14 protein-coding genes and 5 pseudogenes are annotated in these 19,163 nt (G+C 38.3%); 16 read left to right on the plus strand and 3 right to left on the minus strand.

Annotated elements, in window-relative coordinates:
* Window positions 1–43: 43 nt before the first annotated feature.
* Together J416_RS00430 and J416_RS00435 are read right to left on the minus strand one after the other, a co-directional pair.
* On the minus strand, window positions 44–655 hold the full coding sequence (locus tag J416_RS00430) for a CalY family protein (protein WP_003462626.1): 612 nt from the start codon (window positions 653–655) through the stop codon (window positions 44–46).
* 432 nt (window positions 656–1,087) lie between these two features.
* The gene (locus J416_RS00435; protein WP_003462627.1) at window positions 1,088–2,149 is read right to left on the minus strand and encodes an NAD(P)/FAD-dependent oxidoreductase; all 1,062 of its coding nucleotides are present in this window, start codon (window positions 2,147–2,149) and stop codon (window positions 1,088–1,090) included.
* 242 nt (window positions 2,150–2,391) lie between these two features.
* Here J416_RS00435 and J416_RS00440 point away from each other — a divergent pair.
* The 7 genes and pseudogenes from J416_RS00440 (at window position 2,392) to fliT (ending at window position 7,332) form a co-directional block, all read left to right on the plus strand.
* Window positions 2,392–3,353, plus strand: a pseudogene (locus J416_RS00440) (AAA family ATPase).
* Between the two features lie 2 nt (window positions 3,354–3,355).
* The gene (locus J416_RS00445) at window positions 3,356–4,477 is read left to right on the plus strand and encodes a DUF58 domain-containing protein (protein WP_003462642.1); all 1,122 of its coding nucleotides are present in this window, start codon (window positions 3,356–3,358) and stop codon (window positions 4,475–4,477) included.
* Window positions 4,467–5,774 carry a hypothetical protein gene (locus J416_RS00450; RefSeq protein WP_003462645.1) on the plus strand — a complete coding sequence of 436 codons (1,308 nt, stop codon included), beginning with the start codon at window positions 4,467–4,469 and terminating at the stop codon, window positions 5,772–5,774. The genes J416_RS00445 and J416_RS00450 overlap by 11 nt, the downstream gene beginning before the upstream one ends.
* Window positions 5,775–5,918: 144 nt before the next feature.
* Window positions 5,919–6,095: a YjfB family protein gene (locus tag J416_RS15230; protein WP_003462648.1), complete on the plus strand. Its 177-nt coding sequence runs from the start codon at window positions 5,919–5,921 to the stop codon at window positions 6,093–6,095.
* A 116-nt stretch (window positions 6,096–6,211) separates the two neighbouring features.
* Entirely contained in the window at window positions 6,212–6,559 is a 348-nt protein-coding gene (gene flaG, locus J416_RS00455; RefSeq protein WP_003462650.1) for a flagellar protein FlaG, read from the plus strand.
* A 21-nt stretch (window positions 6,560–6,580) separates the two neighbouring features.
* Window positions 6,581–6,979, plus strand: coding sequence for a flagellar export chaperone FliS (gene fliS / locus J416_RS00460; protein WP_003462653.1), 399 nt, complete (start codon window positions 6,581–6,583; stop codon window positions 6,977–6,979).
* On the plus strand, window positions 6,979–7,332 hold the full coding sequence (gene fliT / locus J416_RS00465; protein ID WP_003462656.1) for a flagellar protein FliT: 354 nt from the start codon (window positions 6,979–6,981) through the stop codon (window positions 7,330–7,332). Before fliS ends, fliT begins: the two co-directional genes overlap by 1 nt.
* Window positions 7,333–7,458: 126 nt before the next feature.
* Here the strand turns inward: fliT and J416_RS00470 are convergent, their stop codons facing one another.
* Window positions 7,459–8,415, minus strand: a complete 957-nt coding sequence (locus J416_RS00470; RefSeq protein ID WP_003462659.1) for a nuclease-related domain-containing protein — start codon at window positions 8,413–8,415, stop codon at window positions 7,459–7,461.
* 205 nt (window positions 8,416–8,620) lie between these two features.
* Here J416_RS00470 and hpf point away from each other — a divergent pair, with 205 nt between their 5' ends.
* From hpf to J416_RS00510, 9 genes and pseudogenes are all read left to right on the plus strand, one after another.
* Complete coding sequence (gene hpf, locus J416_RS00475) at window positions 8,621–9,181, plus strand: ribosome hibernation-promoting factor, HPF/YfiA family (RefSeq protein WP_003462662.1); 561 nt, start codon at window positions 8,621–8,623, stop codon at window positions 9,179–9,181.
* 549 nt (window positions 9,182–9,730) lie between these two features.
* A pseudogene (gene secA, locus J416_RS00480) lies at window positions 9,731–12,242 on the plus strand (preprotein translocase subunit SecA).
* Between the two features lie 53 nt (window positions 12,243–12,295).
* A pseudogene (prfB, locus tag J416_RS00485) lies at window positions 12,296–13,399 on the plus strand (peptide chain release factor 2).
* 112 nt (window positions 13,400–13,511) lie between these two features.
* Window positions 13,512–14,083: pseudogene (locus J416_RS00490) on the plus strand (YitT family protein); the annotation flags it as partial.
* 141 nt (window positions 14,084–14,224) lie between these two features.
* The gene (locus tag J416_RS16080; RefSeq protein WP_240407230.1) at window positions 14,225–14,347 is read left to right on the plus strand and encodes a DUF2179 domain-containing protein; all 123 of its coding nucleotides are present in this window, start codon (window positions 14,225–14,227) and stop codon (window positions 14,345–14,347) included.
* Between the two features lie 199 nt (window positions 14,348–14,546).
* Window positions 14,547–15,233, plus strand: a complete 687-nt coding sequence (gene ftsE / locus J416_RS00495) for a cell division ATP-binding protein FtsE (RefSeq protein ID WP_003462671.1) — start codon at window positions 14,547–14,549, stop codon at window positions 15,231–15,233.
* Window positions 15,223–16,116, plus strand: coding sequence for a permease-like cell division protein FtsX (gene ftsX, locus J416_RS00500; protein WP_003462674.1), 894 nt, complete (start codon window positions 15,223–15,225; stop codon window positions 16,114–16,116). Before ftsE ends, ftsX begins: the two co-directional genes overlap by 11 nt.
* 47 nt (window positions 16,117–16,163) lie before the next feature.
* Window positions 16,164–17,492, plus strand: a pseudogene (locus J416_RS16495) (murein hydrolase activator EnvC family protein).
* Window positions 17,493–17,595: 103 nt separating this feature from the next.
* On the plus strand, window positions 17,596–19,080 hold the full coding sequence (locus tag J416_RS00510; protein WP_003462679.1) for a S41 family peptidase: 1,485 nt from the start codon (window positions 17,596–17,598) through the stop codon (window positions 19,078–19,080).
* Window positions 19,081–19,163 lie beyond the last annotated feature (83 nt).

Raw genomic sequence — 19,163 nt, forward strand, 5'->3', positions numbered from 1 at the left:
AGAATGAGACCAAAACCCAATCTCCCAAATTGTTAGAATTTGATTAGCGTTCTTCTCCTTCTGTTTGCTGAGCTTCAAATGTCCATTCTAGTTCAAGTGCATCGCCTTGGAATTCGTTTTGATCTTCTCCGTTATCAACAAATTCAAACTGAACATACAAAGTGTCACTGTCACCCACTTCAAGGCCAGCCGGTTCTTCTGTCCATGGTAAGAAAATTTCATTGGCTACGGTGTCTGGATCCATATCTTTTAATTCTGATAACGTCGTTTGAAATGCCACTTGATCAGGTGATAGTGGTCCTAAAGTTGATTTATCATCATTCCAAAAGAAATTTACACGAAGATGATCACCGAAATCTTCTACATTATCGCCGTTTGCGTCAGTGACTGTGTAATCGGTTAGTAAGTTGACTGAAGAAATGTCTAACGAACCATCGTTAATGAGATCAAATGAACGGTTCATCCAATCTCCTGGTTTTAAATTTTCAACATCAATAATGGTAGTTGGGTCTACAGACAAATCGAGTGTACCCGAAGCAAAGGTATTGTTGGTTTGTTCTTGATCGCTAAAATATGCATATGTACCTCCACTAACAAGTGCTAGTCCTAATGCAGCTGATCCAATTCCTAATCCAAGTTTTTTCTTCAATGACATACAAAAGCCCTCCTTTAATTTTGTTCTTTATTGAGAACAAACTAAGTATAATTGATTCAAAATAAAACATAAAACGCTGAATAACACTTTATAACCGCAAATATGTCTATTTATATAATATAAAATGATAATAATAACTTTTTCTATATATTACGAGAAATATCACAATAAAATGTTCAATATAAAGAACAAAATACAACAAAATTTTATAAAATAGGACAATTGCTAACGCTGAAAAATGTAGAAAAGTAAAAATTTTTGATGAAGTTAGAATGATATTGTTAAGCTAGCTGAGGCGAGAATTATCACAGTGAGGCCAGAAAAATTGTACTGAGGCTAGAATTTTCCCTTTGAAGCCAGAAACTTCGAATGAAAGCTTTTATCCACACAAAAAAACGCACCTGCGACATCCAATCACAGGTGCGTTTTTTTTTAATGTCGCTTATTTAACCAAAGAACACCGGACTTCGCTAAGCGTGGAAGCAGTCCTGTCATTGGCTGGCTGTACATATTTCCGAAACCGTCTGATTTACCGAGTGACCCGAGTTGTCCTTTGAGCTTAATATCTTTCGGTTTTTTGGGTTGTTTCCCTTGTAAAATGTCAGCAAGAATTTGTCCGATTTGCTCACCTTGTTGCCCAGCAAGTTGGGCGCTCGGTGAATGTTCAGAAGTGGCGCAATCACCGACGGCAAATACTGTTGGATTTCCAGGAACTTGATAATATTCATTCACAATAATTTTGTCATGGCGATCTTTTTCAAACGGTAAGGAACGTACAAGTCGATGAGGACGCACGCCAGCTGTCCAAATAATCACATCACTTAAGATTCCTTCACCGTTATTGTAAAAAATACCATCTGCGACCAATTCTACATTTGAATGATGCAAGATTTGTACTTCGTGCTCGCGAAACCATTCTTCAACATAGGATTGAATTTTTTTATCGAACGCAGACAAGACTGAACTTCCCCGGTCCAATAATCGGATGTTTAAATCGGGTCGGCTTTCACGAACTTCGGATGCGACTTCGATTCCACTTAAACCAGCCCCAACAACGGACACTTGGCTGTAGGCTGGTAAGCTGTTGATACGTAGCCCTGCTTGCCGCGCTTTAGCAATGGACTGCACACTTTCGGTATATTCAGCTGCCCCTTGGATGCCATGATAATTATCTTCACAGCCGAGCCCAATTAATAAGAAATCATATGTAACCGGTACTTCATTATCTCGTAACAAAATTTTCTGTTCTTCAGTATTAATTTCGACGACTTCGCCAAATACATAATAAATCTGTTCATGAATCGGAAAATCGATGCGAACTTCTTTATCAGATTTGGTTCCTGCAGCAATCGCATAAAATTCAGTCTTTAAGGAATGGTACGGATTGCGATCAATCACGGTAATTTGTACATCGGAAGGGATGTCATTTTCAATGATTTGATGCAATGCATTCATGCCACCGTAGCCACCGCCAATAAGTACGACCCTTTTCATTTTGCAAAACTCCTGTCTTCCATGAATTTACCCCATACAGAATGAATATGTTCTAATCTTAGCGTACCAAAAATGGTGCAATTACACTACAAATACTCGGAAAAATTTTCACCAGAGTAAAAAGTTCTATTTTTCAGAAAAATATGCGAGGAAAAAACCGTAAATTTTGCTATATGAATGACAAAAATGTTATATATAATATATGAAATTGAAAGCGTAAACATATAGAGAGGAGACTTTTCATGGAATTAGAAGAAGTGCAGGGGATGACGAGTAAGTTACGCGAAAATGTGCAACAGGTCGTAGTCGGTCAGGAGAAAACGATTGACTTGTTACTGACAGCGATGATTGCTTCTGGCCATGTTTTATTGGAAGACGTACCTGGTACAGGAAAAACGATGTTAGCGAAATCATTAGCAAAATCATTGGATGCCGATTTTAAGCGGATTCAATTTACACCTGATTTATTACCATCAGATATAACAGGTATTCATTTTTACAGTCAACAAAAAAGTGAATTTGAATTTAGACCAGGACCGATTTTTACAAATATTTTGTTAGCTGATGAAATTAACCGAGCGACGCCACGAACGCAATCCAGTTTATTAGAAAGTATGGAAGAACGCCAAGTGACGATAGAAGGTGAAACGCACTCACTGCAACAACCATTCTTCGTCATTGCGACACAAAACCCGGTCGAAAGCCAAGGAACCTTTCCATTACCTGAAGCACAGCTGGATCGTTTTTTGTTAAAAGTACATATGGGATACCCGACAAAGGAAGAAGGTATTTCGATCTTAAAACGGTTTAAATCGCAGAATCCGTTAGAACAATTACAAGCGGTGGCTTCGTCCGACGAAATGGTTGCCATGCAAAACGTCTACAGTGAAGTGGAAGTATCAGATGATTGCCTTTCATATATGATGGATGTCATTGAAGCGACGCGTGAGCATCAAAGCACAGCATTAGGCGTGAGCCTCGAGGAAGTCAAGCGTTATTGAAAGCGGTTCAAGTGTATGCCTTACTGCAAGGGCGAACGTATGTGATTCCAGATGATATGAAACAAATGGCCAAACCGGTATTAGCTCATCGAATCGTTCCGTCGCAACGTATCGGCGTGAAACAAGGGGATACCGCCTCCATCATTGATGAGATTTTACAACAAGTAACAGTACCGACCGAGAGAGAAAAGGATTTGGTGTAAGCATGAACATTGCATGGGTGATTGTCGTCCTCCTTGTGGTGATTTTCTTGCAAGGCATGGTTTATAGTAAATGGGGGCTACGTGGTATACGTTATCAACGACATTTTAAGCAAACGACTGCCTTCGAAGGGGAAACCATAGAGATGGTGGACGAAATTGAAAATCGAAAATGGCTCCCTGTTCCTTGGATTCGTCTCGAGTCAAAGATGAGTCCTTACCTGACAATATCATCGGATCAAACGAATGAAAACAAACCAGATGTGTTTCACCGAACATTATTCAGCCTCATGCCATTTCAACGCATACGGCGGACCCACCAACTTGTCGCGAAACGGCGTGGTTATTATCCATTAGACACGGTGTCTGTGACGACAGGGGACGTTGTCGGATTCGGTGAAACATTTGACTCCGTCTCAGCCAGTACGGCGGTAACTGTGTATCCTAAAGTCATCTCAATGGACGATATTCCTTTGCCGTCACATAGCTGGTTTGGTGATATCACGGTCAGACGTTGGATTATTGAAGATCCTTTCTTGCAAAAAGGGGTACGCGAATATCAATACGGTGATCCATTACAAGCAGTGAATTGGAAGGCGACCGCACGAACGAATCAATTACAGATTAACCAGAAAGATTTCACTGCTGATCATCATGTCATGATCTATGTCAATTTTGATTTAAATGAGGATATTCGGCTGCCGATTCATGATGAACAAGTGATTGAAAAAGCTTTGTCGTATGCAGCGTCTTTAGCCAACACGACCATTGAAGAAGGTATGGCTACTGGGTTTGGTTGTAATGGGTATTTTGTCGAGCCATTCACCAATAAAACGGCGCCGATTAAACCGTCTGTTCGGGTGGAACCGAGTCAAAGCGGGCAACAGATTGAATACATTTTTGATGCGATCGCGAAATTGACGATGGATCGTAGTCGGAATTTTCGAGCGTTTTTACAAGAAGAAATTGACCTTGAACGCACCAATACCGACATTGTCATTTTCACGGCCATCATGACAGAAAAAATCGAGCATCAGATTCAGCAATTGAAAGCGATGGGGAATGCTGTAGAGGTAGTGATGCTGGATCAGGTGCAAACAGAAGCAGGTGAAGCGGATGCAAGCTAAAATGAAACCGATGGGATTGATGCTCGTTCAAGGATTGGTTGAACTCCTCGGTTTTTTTCCGATTTTATTAGCGGTGGCTGTGCTATTGAATGAAGCACCATATGGATGGCTGATTGGTTTGTATTTTGTTTTTGCCGTATCAGCTGTCAGTCGTTACATTTTTGTTGATCGAACGCGATGGATATTTCTTTTTCTAGCCGTTGTCTTGAGTGGACTATTTGCCGTCGTCGCTACCGATAGTTGGATAGGTGCGGCAATATCTTTGATCATCGGTAGTTTGGCAGGATATCGCGGACTATTATATGGTGAAAATGAGTGGTCAGCCATATTGCCGAACCGAATTTTTTGGGCCATCTGTATGCCGATTTATCTCATTGGTTATCTCGTGTTTGTAAACGTTGATCGTTTGACGGCTGACACTGATGTAATAAGTTATGCAGGGTTTTTGTTTTTGCTTTGTATGTTATTTGTCACGAACGGTCAACATTTACAAAAAGCGACCTTAGAAAAAGGGAAGAAAGCCCGTGTTGGCACTCAGCTTCGTCGGCTCAATCAAGTATATCTCGTTGCAACACTTGGACTTGTGTTTCTTTTGACCAATTTCCAGATCGTTCAATCTGCTGTCTTTCATGGGATTCGATCTGTGATTCAGTCGGTGATTTGGTTCGGGGAACTGTTTCAAAATGATAGCGACGTACGACAGGAACAACCACAACAAGGTGCGATGCAGCCTCCTTTTAGTGAAGAAGAAGAACCATCTGCCTTCGCACAATTGATGGAAACGATCATGTATGGTGTGGGGATTATCTTGATTGTTGCGCTTGTTTTATTACTGATTGCGGTATTGTTTAAAAAAGCGCGTGCCGGAATCAAACGCGTCATCGGTTCATTATGGCGATTATTGAAAGATTTTGTCGTTCGCCGTAAGCCAGAAGAAACGATGAGTGAATATATGGATGAAAAAGAAAACCTATGGAACTGGCAAGATTGGCGCAAAAAGCAACAAGAAAAATTCACTTCCGCTGTGAAAAAAGTGATGACAAGAAAACCGAAATTTGACCAGCTGTCTGATGAAGAAAAAGTGCGCTATTTGTATCGCGTCGTAGCCAAAAAGGTTTATGAACAAGGAAAATGGTCACCTGCCTATACAGCGCATGAAGTAGTTGAGCAATCGGATAATGATGACATGCTTAAACAATTGGAACGCTTGTATGATCATGTCCGTTATGGAAATGAAACGATTCAATCACAAGCAAAAGAGGACATTGAAGCGATCAGTAATCGTTTATTGAAATGAAAACTGTCTCTGTTATGAGGCAGTTTTTTATTGAGAATTCTTTAACATCCGTCATTATGTTCCGATATATATGATAGACGTTTCGTATAAAGGAAGAATCTGTCGCAAACGTAAATCCTATTCTGGATAAAGGAGGTGTGCCATATGGATGTAGCTGCACAATCCGTTGTGATGAATCAAGCACAACTTAAGCAACAAGCAAGTGTGTCAATTATGGACAAAGCGATGAATCAATCAGAATCACAAGGCAAGAGTATGATTCAAATGATGGAATCATCTATGCAACCTCATTTGGGAGGAAGCATTGACACAAAAGGCTAAGTGTATTGAAAGGGGAAAAGTCTAGTTTGCTAGATTTTTCTTCTTTTCATCAACAAATGAATATAAGTAATTGATCATATACGTAATCATATCATTTTTATGAGGAGATGAACGTCATGGAAATTGGTAGTATGATCACTGGATCTCCACTCCTGCATAGTAGTAAAGACACTTTAGCAGTATCCACATCAGCAGAAGCGCGATCCAATGACCATGTACAGTTATCAAAAGATTCGTTAGGCCGAGATCAAGCGCAAGAGTTAGTCGATGGGTTGAATTCTTTTTTAGAACCAACTTTTACTAATATTCAATATGAATATCATGAAAAGCTTGATGATTACTATGTCCAAGTCATAAATCAGGAAACAGATGAAGTGATTAAGGAAATACCTCCGAAGAAGTTATTAGATGTATATGCAGCAATGGCAGAAATGATGGGATTTATTGTCGATGAAAAGATATAAGTAGTAGAAGGAGAATCGCCGATGAGTTATCAACAATATCAAGCATATCAAAACAACTCAGTCGAAACAGCTTCACCAAGTGAGCTGACATTAATGTTATATAATGGTTGTATTAAATTTATTAAACAAGCAAAAAAAGCAATTGATGAAGGAAATATTCAGGATCGGAATAACTATATTCAACGCGCGCAAAATATTATTCGCGAATTAATGGTAACGTTGGATCAAGATGCTCCGATTGCACAAGAAATTATGCCTTTATACGATTTTGTTCATTATAATTTAACACAGGGGAATGTAAATAATAATAAAGAAGCCTTACAAGAAGCTGAAGATATAGTTGTCGATTTTCGAGATACGTGGAAAGAAGTGATTAAACAAGAGCGCAAACGTACCTATGGACAAGGAACGAATGCCTAATGAATCATATCGATACGTATTATCAGCTTACGAAGGAAATGCTTGACTTATTTGATCAGTATCCTGAAAGTGATAAGAGAGACGATTTGATCGAGGAAATCAATCGTTTATTACAAGAAAGACAAGAGGTGACCGATTTAATTCAGCCACCTTTTACACAAGATGAGCGAGCACTCTCAGAAGAAATCTATCAGTTGGACCAACAACTTGATAAAAAATTGAACCGTTTATTCAAACGAATTAAAACTGATTTGCAAAATACGAAGAAACAGCAAAAATCGACCCCTCAGTATATGAATCCATACAAAAATGTCGCCACATATGATGGCACATTTTTAGATTCGAGAAAGTGAGTATTTTCCATTTTACGGAAAAACTCGCTTTTTTTTATGATAGATCGTGAAGTTGAGAATAAAATCGCAAAAGTTGAGAATAAATCATCCAAAGTCGAGAATAAAAGTACAAAAGTTGAGAATAAATCATGATTCAAGTAAATGACGAAAATCATAGACGCGATCTTTTTTCCAGCCGAAAGCGGGCGTGTTGAATTGCTTTAATAATCGGGTGGCCAAGTGAATAGATTCAATTTCTAAAAAATATCGCACTTGACGATTGGTGAGGTATGGTCCGAATAATAATACACATTCGCGTAGCGCAGGTATATGGGCATATTTATCTTTTCGTTTGCATGCGGGACATTGCCACGTGCCATAGATGCGTACCATTTTCACATGTCGGCAATGTTGACAATATACGCCGCGCTTTATTTTTCTTTTGCTTATTCCAGATTGTTCAATTACATCTACGAAACGCTCCGTATGCTGATTTTTTAAAAAATATCCGATTTCAAATAATTGTGGACGTTTGATATGAGGAGATGAGCTTGTCTCTAAGACTTGTTGAATCGAATGAGAAAATTGTTGGATAGGTAATGCCATCGGGTGATCAAATTGAAGATTGGCCTTTGGATGGGTAAACAAAATCAATGTTTTGATCGGAATGTGAGGAAAACCATGTTGCTGAAGAAATTGTTGTAGTTTTTGTTTTTGGTATTGTGCTTGTAAGATGGGATCATCATAAACTTCTTCTTGTCCATTCTCGTTGATTTGAATAAGTTGCCCGGACTGATTAAAATCTAGTTTTCCTTTCAAATGTTTGACTTCAAAATGAAAGAGAATATGTTGCCATAACGACAAGCAATCGATTTGAAAGAAATGATGTTTATAAGGAAGACGAAGACCATATAATTCAAGATGAGATGCATTTGTATTTAAGTTTTCAAAGTGAAAAGGGAGTGAGGATTCACCAATAAAACCAGCTAATTGTCTCCTGTATGTTGACTCCAATTTTTCTGAGCGATTGTGGTCTGGTAAGCGGTTCAGCAATGCTTCTAACTGCAGAAGGTAAAGAGGCTTGTGCGGGGATTGTAAGTTCAATGTGAATACTCCTTTCATTCAATTTCTATTATTATATCATACATTAGGCCTAGGGAATATTGAGTTTTTGTAAAGAACATAAAGATTATATTAAAAATTTTCTGAAAATATTGACTTTTTACTCGTTTAATTCAATTTATTTGTGGTATTATTATTATATAAGCTATTTCCTATAGCTTGATAGTTTGAAAGGAGGACACTTTGTATGAGGTATAACATCCGTGGAGAAAATGTAGAAGTCACCAATGCAATACGAAATTATGTTGAGAAGAAAATAGGTAAGTTAGAACGCTATTTTGATACTCCACCAACATCTGATGTGAATGTCAATATAAGTGTCTATAATGACGAGCAACAGATCGAAGTAACGATTCCGATGACAAATTTATTGTTGCGTGCTGAGGAACAACATATGGATCTATATGCTGCGATTGATCTCGTCGTTGATAAACTCGAACGTCAAATCCGGAAACATAAAACAAAAGTAAATCGTAAGTTCCGCCATCAAGGAGCAGCGAAGCATGTGTTTGCGGAAATGGAAAAAGAAGCAATTGCACAACAGCAACAAGAAGTAGAAGATGATAGTGATATTGAAATTGTACGTACGAAACGATTTGATTTAAAACCAATGGATTCTGAAGAGGCTGTATTGCAAATGGATATGCTTGGGCACGCATTCTTCGTTTTCACCAATGCTGATACAGGCACAACCAATGTTGTCTATAAACGTCGAGATGGCCGCTACGGTCTGATCGAACCGAGCTAAATCAATACTTAATCAAAAGGGAGATCATGCGTCGCGTGGTCTCCTTAATTTTCGCCATTTATTCTCAAGTTTGGGCGATTTATTCTCAACTTTCGTATATTTATTCTCGAGTTTGGGCGATTTATTCTCAATTTCGGATGTTTTATTCTCAACTTCCGCACATTTATTCTCGACTTTGTTTCATGCGAATTAAATTTTCATCAAACGGGACAAAAAATCTCAATTCCGCTTCCTAACTAACAGAAAAACAGTTTTTTCTAATGATATTCTCTTAATTTTTATATATTCGATGGCTATGAAAATGAGATGTTCGCTATTTCTCATATGAAGCGGTGCATGCTATAACTAGGTTGTGACCTCACGAGTGAATCATTGCACACCACTTCCTTCTCACATTCACTCACAACTTGGAAGTAGTTCATTGAAGGAGCTACTTCCACCCTCCTCCTTTTGCGTTTCTTGTAATTTTTATCAAGCTAGTGTTATGATAATGAATGGATACTACAATGAGATAACTGTTGATTTTTATAATAAAGAGGAGCGTCAAGCATGCGTGAATTATTGAAGAAAGTCTTTGGGGATGGAAACCAAAAAGAGTTAAAATCAATACAAAAAGTAACGGATCAAATTGAAGCATTAGAACCAGAATATGAAAAGTTATCGGATCAGGCATTAAAAGATAAAACGGAGGATTTTAAGCAACGATATCAAAATGGAGAGTCATTAGATGATTTATTAGTCGAAGCTTATGCGGTTGTTCGTGAAGGAGCAAGACGTGTTTTAAACCTTCGCCCATTCCCCGTCCAATTAATAGGGGCAGTCGCGATGCACCGAGGAAATATTGCGGAGATGAAAACAGGGGAAGGGAAAACATTAGCTTCTACCATGCCCGCATATTTGAATGCACTCACTGGAAAAGGTGTACACATTATTACTGTCAATGATTATTTAGCAGAACGTGACGCTCATGATATGGGTAAACTCTATCAATTTTTAGGGCTCACCGTTGGACTTAACAAAAACGGCATGTCAAAGGAAGAAAAACGCGAAGCCTATGCCGCTGATATTACGTATGGTACCAACAACGAATATGGTTTTGATTATTTGCGAGATAATATGGTGTTATACAAAGAACAAATGGTGCAGCGTCCACTTCACTTTGCGATCATTGACGAGGTGGACTCCATCTTAATTGATGAAGCGCGAACGCCATTAATTATTTCGGGAACGGCTCAAAAGTCGGCAAACCTCTATCAACAAGCCAACGCATTTGTGCGGACGTTGAAAAACGAAGAGGATTACACGTTTGATGAAAAATCGAAAGGCGTGCAATTAACCGAAGAAGGCATGAATAAGGCGGAGCGCTTTTTCCAAGTTGAAAATTTGTTTGATCTAAACCATGTGACGCTGATGCACCATATTAATCAAGCGTTAAAAGCTCATGTTACAATGCATCGTGACACTGATTATGTGGTGGATGAAGGACAAGTTGTTATCGTTGATCAATTTACGGGCCGTTTGATGAAAGGGCGCCGTTATAGTGATGGTTTACACCAAGCGATCGAAGCGAAAGAAGGCTTACAGATTCAAAAAGAAAGTATGACGCTGGCTTCGATCACGTTTCAAAACTACTTCCGAATGTATGAAAAATTAGCAGGTATGACAGGTACTGCGAAAACAGAGGAAGAGGAATTTAGCAATATTTATGCGATGGATGTAATTGCGATACCGACAAATAAACCTATCATACGGGAGGATCATGCGGATCTGATTTACAAAACGATGAATGGTAAATTTAAAGCGGTAGCAGAAGAAATTAAACTACGACATCTTAAAGGTCAACCCGTTTTAGTCGGTACAGTGGCCGTCGAAACGTCAGAATTAATCGCAAAAATGTTAAAAAGTGAAGGCATTCCACATAATGTTTTAAATGCGAAAAACCATTATCGCGAAGCAGAAATCATTGAAAATGCTGGACAAAGAGGAGCAGTTACGATCGCAACGAACATGGCTGGTCGTGGTACAGATATTAAACTCGGCGATGGCGTGACAGAACTCGGTGGTTTAGCGGTGATTGGTACGGAAAGACACGAATCACGACGCATTGATAATCAATTACGTGGTCGTTCGGGACGTCAAGGTGATCCAGGGGTAACCCAATTTTATTTATCGATGGAAGATGAATTAATGCGCCGATTCGGTTCGGATAATATGAGATCGATGATGGAGCGTCTCGGTATGGATGATGACCAACCCATTGAAAGTAAAATGGTGTCTCGTGCCGTAGAATCAGCGCAAAAAAGAGTCGAAGGAAATAACTTTGATGCTCGTAAAACGATTTTGTCTTATGATGATGTACTACGACAACAGCGTGAAATCATTTATAAGCAACGATTTGAAGTGATTGATTCTGATAACATCCGTGAAATTATTGAAGGATGATTGAATCTACTGTGAATCAAACGGTGGATCGTTTTACATCGGATGAAGAGGAAGAAAATTGGAATCTTTCTGGTCTAGTTGAATATCTCCATGCCAATCTACTGGAGTCCGATTGGATAGCCGAAGATGACCTCAAAGGTAAAGAGCCAGATGAAATGAAAGACTGGATCATGGAGAAAATTACACAAAAATATGATCAAAAAGAAGAAGAGCTAACCCCAGAACAAATGCGTGAATTTGAAAAAGTCATTCTGTTACGTACCGTTGATACAAAATGGATGGATCATATCGATCAAATGGATCAACTGCGACAAGGGATTCATTTACGTGCCTATGGGCAGAACGATCCACTTCGAGAATATCAAATGGAAGGCTTCTCGATGTTTGAAGAATGATTGCCTCGATTAATGAAGAAGTGGCCCGCTACGTCATGAAGGCACAAATTCGAGAAAACTTACAACGTGAGGCAGTAGTGAAAGACACACAAGCCGTATCTGGTAATCAGGATCAGCAAAAGAAAAAAACGAAGACACCATACGTAAAATCGCAAAATGTTGGGCGTAATGATCCATGTCCTTGCGGTAGTGGCAAGAAATACAAGCATTGCCACGGTAGGTAAAAGTATGGATTGATTCAAGTAGCGAACGGAGAAAATAGTTAGAAGGTGATACGATGGATTTAACGGAAATCAAACAAGAAATTGACAAAATGGCGAAGCGAATCGCGGACTTTAGGGGGTCTCTTTGACTTAGAAACGAAAAGAGCCCGCATTGCGGAATTGGAAGAACAAATGACTGACCCATCCTTTTGGGACGATCCAGATGTTGCGCAAAAAGTCATAAATGAAGCAAATGGTCTAAAACAACTCGTTGAAACGTATGACCGTAATAAAGAAAAGTTAGAAAATGCTGAAGTTTCCTATGAATTAGTGAAGGAAGAAAATGATGAAGAATTGCGATCTGATTTAGAAGAAGAAGTCAAAGCGTTAAGTGATGCTTTAAACGAATTTGAATTATACATTTTGCTAAGTGACCCTTATGATCAAAACAATGCCATTTTAGAATTACACCCAGGAGCTGGTGGAACAGAGTCACAAGATTGGGCGAATATGTTATTACGGATGTACACACGCTGGCTGAAGCAAAAGGATTTAAAGTAGATACATTAGACTATTTACCAGGTGACGAAGCAGGCATCAAAAGTGTGACTTTGTTAATTAAAGGGCACAATGCATACGGTTATTTAAAAGCAGAAAAAGGTATCCATCGTTTAGTCCGCATTTCACCCTTTGATTCATCAGGCAGACGACATACATCATTTGCTTCTTGTGAAGTCACACCAGAAATCGATGATGATATTGATATTGAAGTTCGTTCAGAGGATATTAAGATGGATACGTATCGCGCGAGTGGCGCAGGAGGTCAACACGTCAATACCACAGACTCAGCTGTCCGAATTACGCATCATCCAACCGGGACTGTCGTCACTTGTCAATCAGAGCGTTCGCAATTAAAAAATCGTGAGCAAGCGATGAAAATGTTAAAAGCGAAGTTATATCAATTAGAACTAGAAAAGCAGAAACAAGAAATGGATGACATTCGAGGGGAACAGAAAGAAATCGGTTGGGGAAGCCAAATTCGTTCCTATGTGTTCCATCCATATGCGATGGTGAAAGATCACCGTACGGATTTTGAAACCGCCAAGACACACGAAGTCATGGATGGAGCAATTGATTCGTTTATTGACGCATATTTACGAGCAACTATGGATAATTAATAAGAGGCGAGCAAAAAGTGATTGCTTTTTGCTCGTTTTTCATGTCTAGAAGTTGATCCATCGAAGATTGAAGGAGTGAAAATATATGATAAAAAAATATCGAAGAGAACCGATGCCACCTCTATTACGCCAAGGAATCGACTATTCTTATGTCCTGATTGGAGCGCTTTTTGTTGCATTGGCTTTTAATCTTTTTTTGTTACCGAATGAAATTGCCTCAGGTGGTGTTGCTGGTGTCAGTACAATTACAAAAGCACTATTTGATTGGGAACCATCGATGGTACAATGGGCGATGAACATTCCGCTCTTTTTCGCTGGTGTTTGGATTCTCGGAAAAAACTTTGGTGCGAAAACGCTAGTAGCACTTCAGTTTTGCCGCTGTTTGTTTATTTGACGCGCCAGTTACAGCAAGCAACATCAGACCCTTTGCTCGCGTCGATATTTGGTGGAATGATCGTAGGCATTGGTCTTGGTATCGTGTTTCGAGGAAAGGCATCAACGGGTGGAATGGACTTAGCAGCACAAATTGTACATAAATATACGGCTTTACCTTTAGGTGTTTGTTTAGCGATTTTTGACGGGATGATTGTCATGACGGCGACTTTTGTCTTTTCGGTCGAACAAGGATTATACGCTTTAATAAGTTTATTTATAACAAGTCGGACGATTGATTTTGTGCAAGTCGGTTTCAATACATCGAAAAATATGATGATTATTACAGAACATCCTGAGCAAGTTCGTCGAATTTTGTTGAAAGATATTGATAGAGGCGTTACAGTGCTTCACGGTAGCGGGGGATTCACAGAGGAAAATCGGAAAATTTTAATGTGCGTCGTCCAACAAAACGAATTTAGTAAAACTACCCAATTGATTAAGTCTATTGATCCTCATGCATTTATGGTAACGATGAATGCAACTGAAGTGTTAGGCGAAGGATTCAAAAAATAATGTTGCAATATACGTGTGATATTGATAAATTTTACAAAAAAGGGAATAGAATATATGTTTGAAATCAAAATGTAATATTATTTTGTCTAAAAAAATCTGAAAATGATGTTATAATAGAGAAGGATAAACGATGAGATTTGATTAATCGTCAAATAGATGCAACAAATGACATATAATTTTAATAAAAGGTGATTATATTATGATAGATATGCAGGATATTTATATGACTTATCCGAATGGGGTGGTTGCCCTGAATGGTATAAATGTAACGATTGAACAAGGAGAATTTGTCTACATAGTGGGCCCGAGCGGGGCAGGAAAATCGACATTTTCTAAAATGTTGCTTCGAGAGGAAGTTCCTGATCGAGGAAGAATTATTGTTAATAACAAAGACTTATCGAATCTAAAAATGAAGGAAATTCCTTATTTACGTCGTGATGTTGGCATGGTGTATCAAGACTTTCGGTTATTACCACGTCTAACAGTCTATGAAAATATTTCATTTGCTTTAGAAGTAATAGAAGAATCGCCAAAAAGTATTCGTAGACGAGTGATGGAAGTACTAGATTTAGTTGGACTGAAAAATAAAGCGCGATTTATTCCAGATGAACTATCAGGTGGTGAACAGCAACGGGTAGCAATTGCTCGTGCCATCGCGAATCGACCGCAACTATTAATCGCTGATGAACCAACTGGAAATTTAGATCCTGAAACATCATGGGAAATTATGCGAATTTTAGAGGAAATTAACAACACAGGGACGACTGTAATTATGGCGACACATAGTAGAGAAATCGTCAATGCCATAAAGAAACGTGTTATTGCGATAGAAGATGGGCTGATCGTTCGTGATGAGCATCGAGGAGAGTATGGATATGAAGCTTAGTACATTAAAAAGACATATGAAAGAAGGTACAAGAAATACATGGCGCAATAGCTGGATGACAATTGCCTCTGTTGGCGCTGTAACGACGACACTCATTTTAGTCGGTACATTTCTAATATTAATGTTTAATTTAAATCATGTCGCCGAGCAGTTAGAAGAAGATGTACAGATTAAAACAATGATTGATTTGACAGCAGAACAGTCTGAAGTCAATCAGTTAGAAGAAAATATTCGTAGCATTGATGAAGTGGGAACAGTTGAATTTCGAACCAAAGAAGAAGAGTTGGAAAGTTTAATCGAGAGCATGGGTGAACAGGGAGAAGCCTGGGAAATGTATCAACAGAGTAACCCGCTCAATGATGTATTTGTCGTTAAGGCGGCTGACCCGGCTAATACCGCAAAAGTGGCTAATGAAATTGGAACATTAAACGCAGTAGATAAAGTAGAATATGGTGAAGATTATGTTGACCGACTCTTTACATTTAATGATTATGCGAGAAATATAGGATTGATTTTAATCGTTGCTTTAATATTTACTGCGATATTCCTAATTTCAAATACAATTAAAATTACCATTATGGCTCGCAAAAAAGAGATTAATATTATGAAATTAGTTGGAGCAACCAATGGTTTTATACGTTGGCCATTTTTTGTTGAAGGATTGATACTTGGTGTATTGGGAAGTATCATACCGGTCGCACTCACGTTATTTGGCTACTATTATTTAACGCATAATGTCGTTATATTTGAACAATTCAGTTTTGTTCAATTACTGCCATTTACTCCATTTGCTTGGCAAGTATCAGGTTTGATAATCGGAATTGGTGCTGCCATTGGAGTTTGGGGAAGTGTCATGAGTGTGCGTAAATTCTTAAAAGTTTAGTAAATCATCCGATAATAGAAAAAAGACTGCTTGAGAGGGGTAGGTCGATGAAAAAGAAGTTCATAGTGATTATCGTTTTAGTTTTTTCGTTACTTTTTTTAGGGACAAGTATTTATGCTGAATCTTTAAGTGAATTGAAAGAGAAACAAGAAAAACTCAATGAAGAAAGTGAAGAGCTTGATGACAGCTTAAGTGAAACGGAACAAAAAATAGAAGAAAATCAAGAACAACAAGATGAAACTTCTAGTGAAATAGAATCTATTGATCAAGATTTAACGGAAACGAAAGAAAAATTGGAAGCAAAACAGGCGGAAATTGACCAAACCAATCAACAAATAGCGGAAACAGAATCCGAAATTGAAGAGAAAGAACAAAAAATTGAAGATCTACAAGACGAAATTGAGCAATTACAAGACGAAATTAAAGAACTAGAAAAAAAGATTGAAGAACGTGATCAACTTCTGAAAGATCGTCTGCGTTCGATACAACATAATGGTGGGGAAATTAATTACTTAGAAATTATTTTAGGTGCGGAAAGTTTAGGTGACTTTATTAACCGCGCGACAGCTGTAAATAAAGTTATGGATCAGGACAAAAGTATTATGGAAGCACAACAGGCGGATAAAAAGAAACTAGAAGAAAATAAACAAACTGTACAAGCAAATAAAGAACAAGTGGAAGAAGAGAAAGCAACATTGGATGAAAGAAAGGCAGATCTTGAAAGTCAACGGTCTTCACTCGTCGCTCAGCAACAAGAAATTAATCAGTTGAAAGCGACGTTAAATCAACAAATGCAAGAAAAAGAATCTATGTTAGCAAGTCTTGAGTCACAAGAAGAAGAACTGCATCAGCATAAGATGTCGTTAGCAGAACAACAAAGGACATTAGATAATCAAGAAAAAGTAATTGCTCAAGCAATACAAGAGAAAAAACAAAAGGTTGAGCAACATTCTAATAACTCTAATTCAGAATCCACTGGCGGTAATGATAGCCTTATTTGGCCAACAAAAGGTTCAAGAACGTCTAATTATGGATACCGTGATTTTAATGGTGGCGGATTTCACTATGGGTTGGATATCGCTAACGGTACTGGCACAGCAATAAATGCTGCTGCATCGGGAGTGGTTACAAGATCGGAGTATTCATCTAGCTATGGTAATGTTATTTATATTTATCATATGGATATGAATATAACAACAGTATATGCACATTTAAATTCAAGAAGTGTTTCCCTAGGTGAAAATGTATCGTAAAGACAATATATTGGTGCAATGGGTAACACAGGTAACTCTTATGGAAGTCATCTACATTTTGAAGTGCATGAAGGCGAATGGAGTTATCACGGAGCTGTAAATCCAATTAATTATTTACCTTAATTCTCAAAAGACATCACAACAAAAAACTTGTGATGTCTTTTTTAAACGTTCATAATATATAGTAATGAACAATTTAATTTGAAAGAATACTTGGGGTGGATGTATGACGATTAGAAAAAGATACATAGCGATTTTGTTGGTACTAGCTATAGCAGTTGGTGCAGGCGGAACGTATGGTGGTTTGAAACTTTATCAAACGTTTCAATCTACATCGAATGATGGAATTGTAAGCTCAGAAGAGGAATTGTTATCACAATTAGAAAATAATCAAGAAACATTGGAAGAAAATTTTGGCAAAATGAATAAAGTTGTGAATGCCTTTTCGACCATCCAAGAAAATTATGTAGAAGATGTTGGCGATCAACAATTAATTGAAGGTGCAATCGAAGGAATGCTTCAATCGCTTGATGATCCGTATAGCACGTATATGGATGCTGAAACAATGGAAAAATTTAATCAACAAATTGAGTCTTCATTTGAGGGTATCGGAGCAGAAGTTTCTATGAAGGATGGGAATGTGACGATTGTGGCGCCGATTAAAGACTCACCAGCTGAAGAAGCTGGGCTGAAACCGAACGATCAGATTTTATCGGTTGATGGAGAAAGTTTAGATGGCTATAGTTTGCAAGAAGCTGTCAACGAAATTCGTGGTGAAAAAGGTTCGGAAGTTGTATTGGAAGTAAGACGACCTGGCGTAGAAGAAGTGTTGGAAGTTGATATCACTCGAGATTCGATTCCGTTAGAAACTGTCTATCCTCGTACGGAAGAAGTGAACGGCAAATTGGTTGGGGTGATTGAGTTAACTTCATTTTCCGAAACAACGGCCGAAGACTTTAAAAATGCACTGAGCGATTTGGAAGAACAAGGTATTGACGGTTTAGTAATAGATGTTCGAGGAAATCCTGGTGGTGTATTAACAGCTGTGGAAGAAATTTTAAAACAATTTGTTCCTCAAGATACACCATATTTACAAATCGAATATCCGAACGGTAAGAAGCAACGACAATTTAGCAATTTAACAGATACGAAAGACTATCCAATTGTGACTCTGATTAATGAAGGTAGTGCATCTGCTTCAGAAATTTTGGCTGTGTCTTTAAAAGAGGCGGTCGGAGCAGAAGTAGTGGGGACAACTTCCTTTGGTAAGGGTACCGTGCAACAGCCGCTTCCTTTAGGTGAAGAAAGTACGATTAAACTGACACGTTTTAAATGGTTATCACCAGAAGGTAACTGGATACATGAAAAAGGTGTTCAACCAACCGTTAAACAAAAGCAACCCGAATATTATTATACGAATCCAGTGCAAATCGAAGACGAATCATTGGCGTTTGACCAAAGTGATTCAAAAATTGCGAATGTGCAACAAATGTTAGCTGGTTTAGGTTATGACCCAGGACGCACTGACGGTTATTTTAGTGAACAAACAAGAGCAGCCGTTGAAGAATTCCAAACAGCCAATGATTTAGAAGTAACAGGAGCAGTCGATCAGGCAACAGCTGATTCGTTACAAACTAGAATAATGGAAAACATTCAAAGTGGAGAAGATGACCAGCAATTAGAAAGAGCTTTACAAGTGATTAGTGAATAGGTATAAAAAATTCGCAGTAGCATTCGTTACTGCGGATTTTTTGTAGCAAAATAAGCAAATAAAAGAGTTTCTTGCTATATTTT

The sequence above is a fragment of the Gracilibacillus halophilus YIM-C55.5 genome (assembly GCF_000359605.1).
In the GTDB taxonomy this organism is placed as follows: domain Bacteria; phylum Bacillota; class Bacilli; order Bacillales; family Amphibacillaceae; genus Gracilibacillus; species Gracilibacillus halophilus.

Excerpts from the sequence above, each read along its gene's own strand:
- J416_RS15230 (WP_003462648.1), top strand. The coding sequence starts at position 5,919 with ATGGATGTAGCTGCACAATCCGTTGTGATGAATCAAGCACAACTTAAG.
- ftsX (WP_003462674.1), top strand. The coding sequence starts at position 15,223 with ATGAAGCTTAGTACATTAAAAAGACATATGAAAGAAGGTACAAGAAAT.
- J416_RS00450 (WP_003462645.1), top strand. The coding sequence starts at position 4,467 with ATGCAAGCTAAAATGAAACCGATGGGATTGATGCTCGTTCAAGGATTG.
- J416_RS00510 (WP_003462679.1), top strand. The coding sequence starts at position 17,596 with ATGACGATTAGAAAAAGATACATAGCGATTTTGTTGGTACTAGCTATA.
- J416_RS16080 (WP_240407230.1), top strand. The coding sequence starts at position 14,225 with ATGTGCGTCGTCCAACAAAACGAATTTAGTAAAACTACCCAATTGATT.
- fliS (WP_003462653.1), top strand. The coding sequence starts at position 6,581 with ATGAGTTATCAACAATATCAAGCATATCAAAACAACTCAGTCGAAACA.
- J416_RS00430 (WP_003462626.1), bottom strand. The coding sequence starts at position 655 with ATGTCATTGAAGAAAAAACTTGGATTAGGAATTGGATCAGCTGCATTA.
- flaG (WP_003462650.1), top strand. The coding sequence starts at position 6,212 with ATGGAAATTGGTAGTATGATCACTGGATCTCCACTCCTGCATAGTAGT.
- J416_RS00435 (WP_003462627.1), bottom strand. The coding sequence starts at position 2,149 with ATGAAAAGGGTCGTACTTATTGGCGGTGGCTACGGTGGCATGAATGCA.
- ftsE (WP_003462671.1), top strand. The coding sequence starts at position 14,547 with ATGATAGATATGCAGGATATTTATATGACTTATCCGAATGGGGTGGTT.
- J416_RS00445 (WP_003462642.1), top strand. The coding sequence starts at position 3,356 with ATGAACATTGCATGGGTGATTGTCGTCCTCCTTGTGGTGATTTTCTTG.
- hpf (WP_003462662.1), top strand. The coding sequence starts at position 8,621 with ATGAGGTATAACATCCGTGGAGAAAATGTAGAAGTCACCAATGCAATA.
- fliT (WP_003462656.1), top strand. The coding sequence starts at position 6,979 with ATGAATCATATCGATACGTATTATCAGCTTACGAAGGAAATGCTTGAC.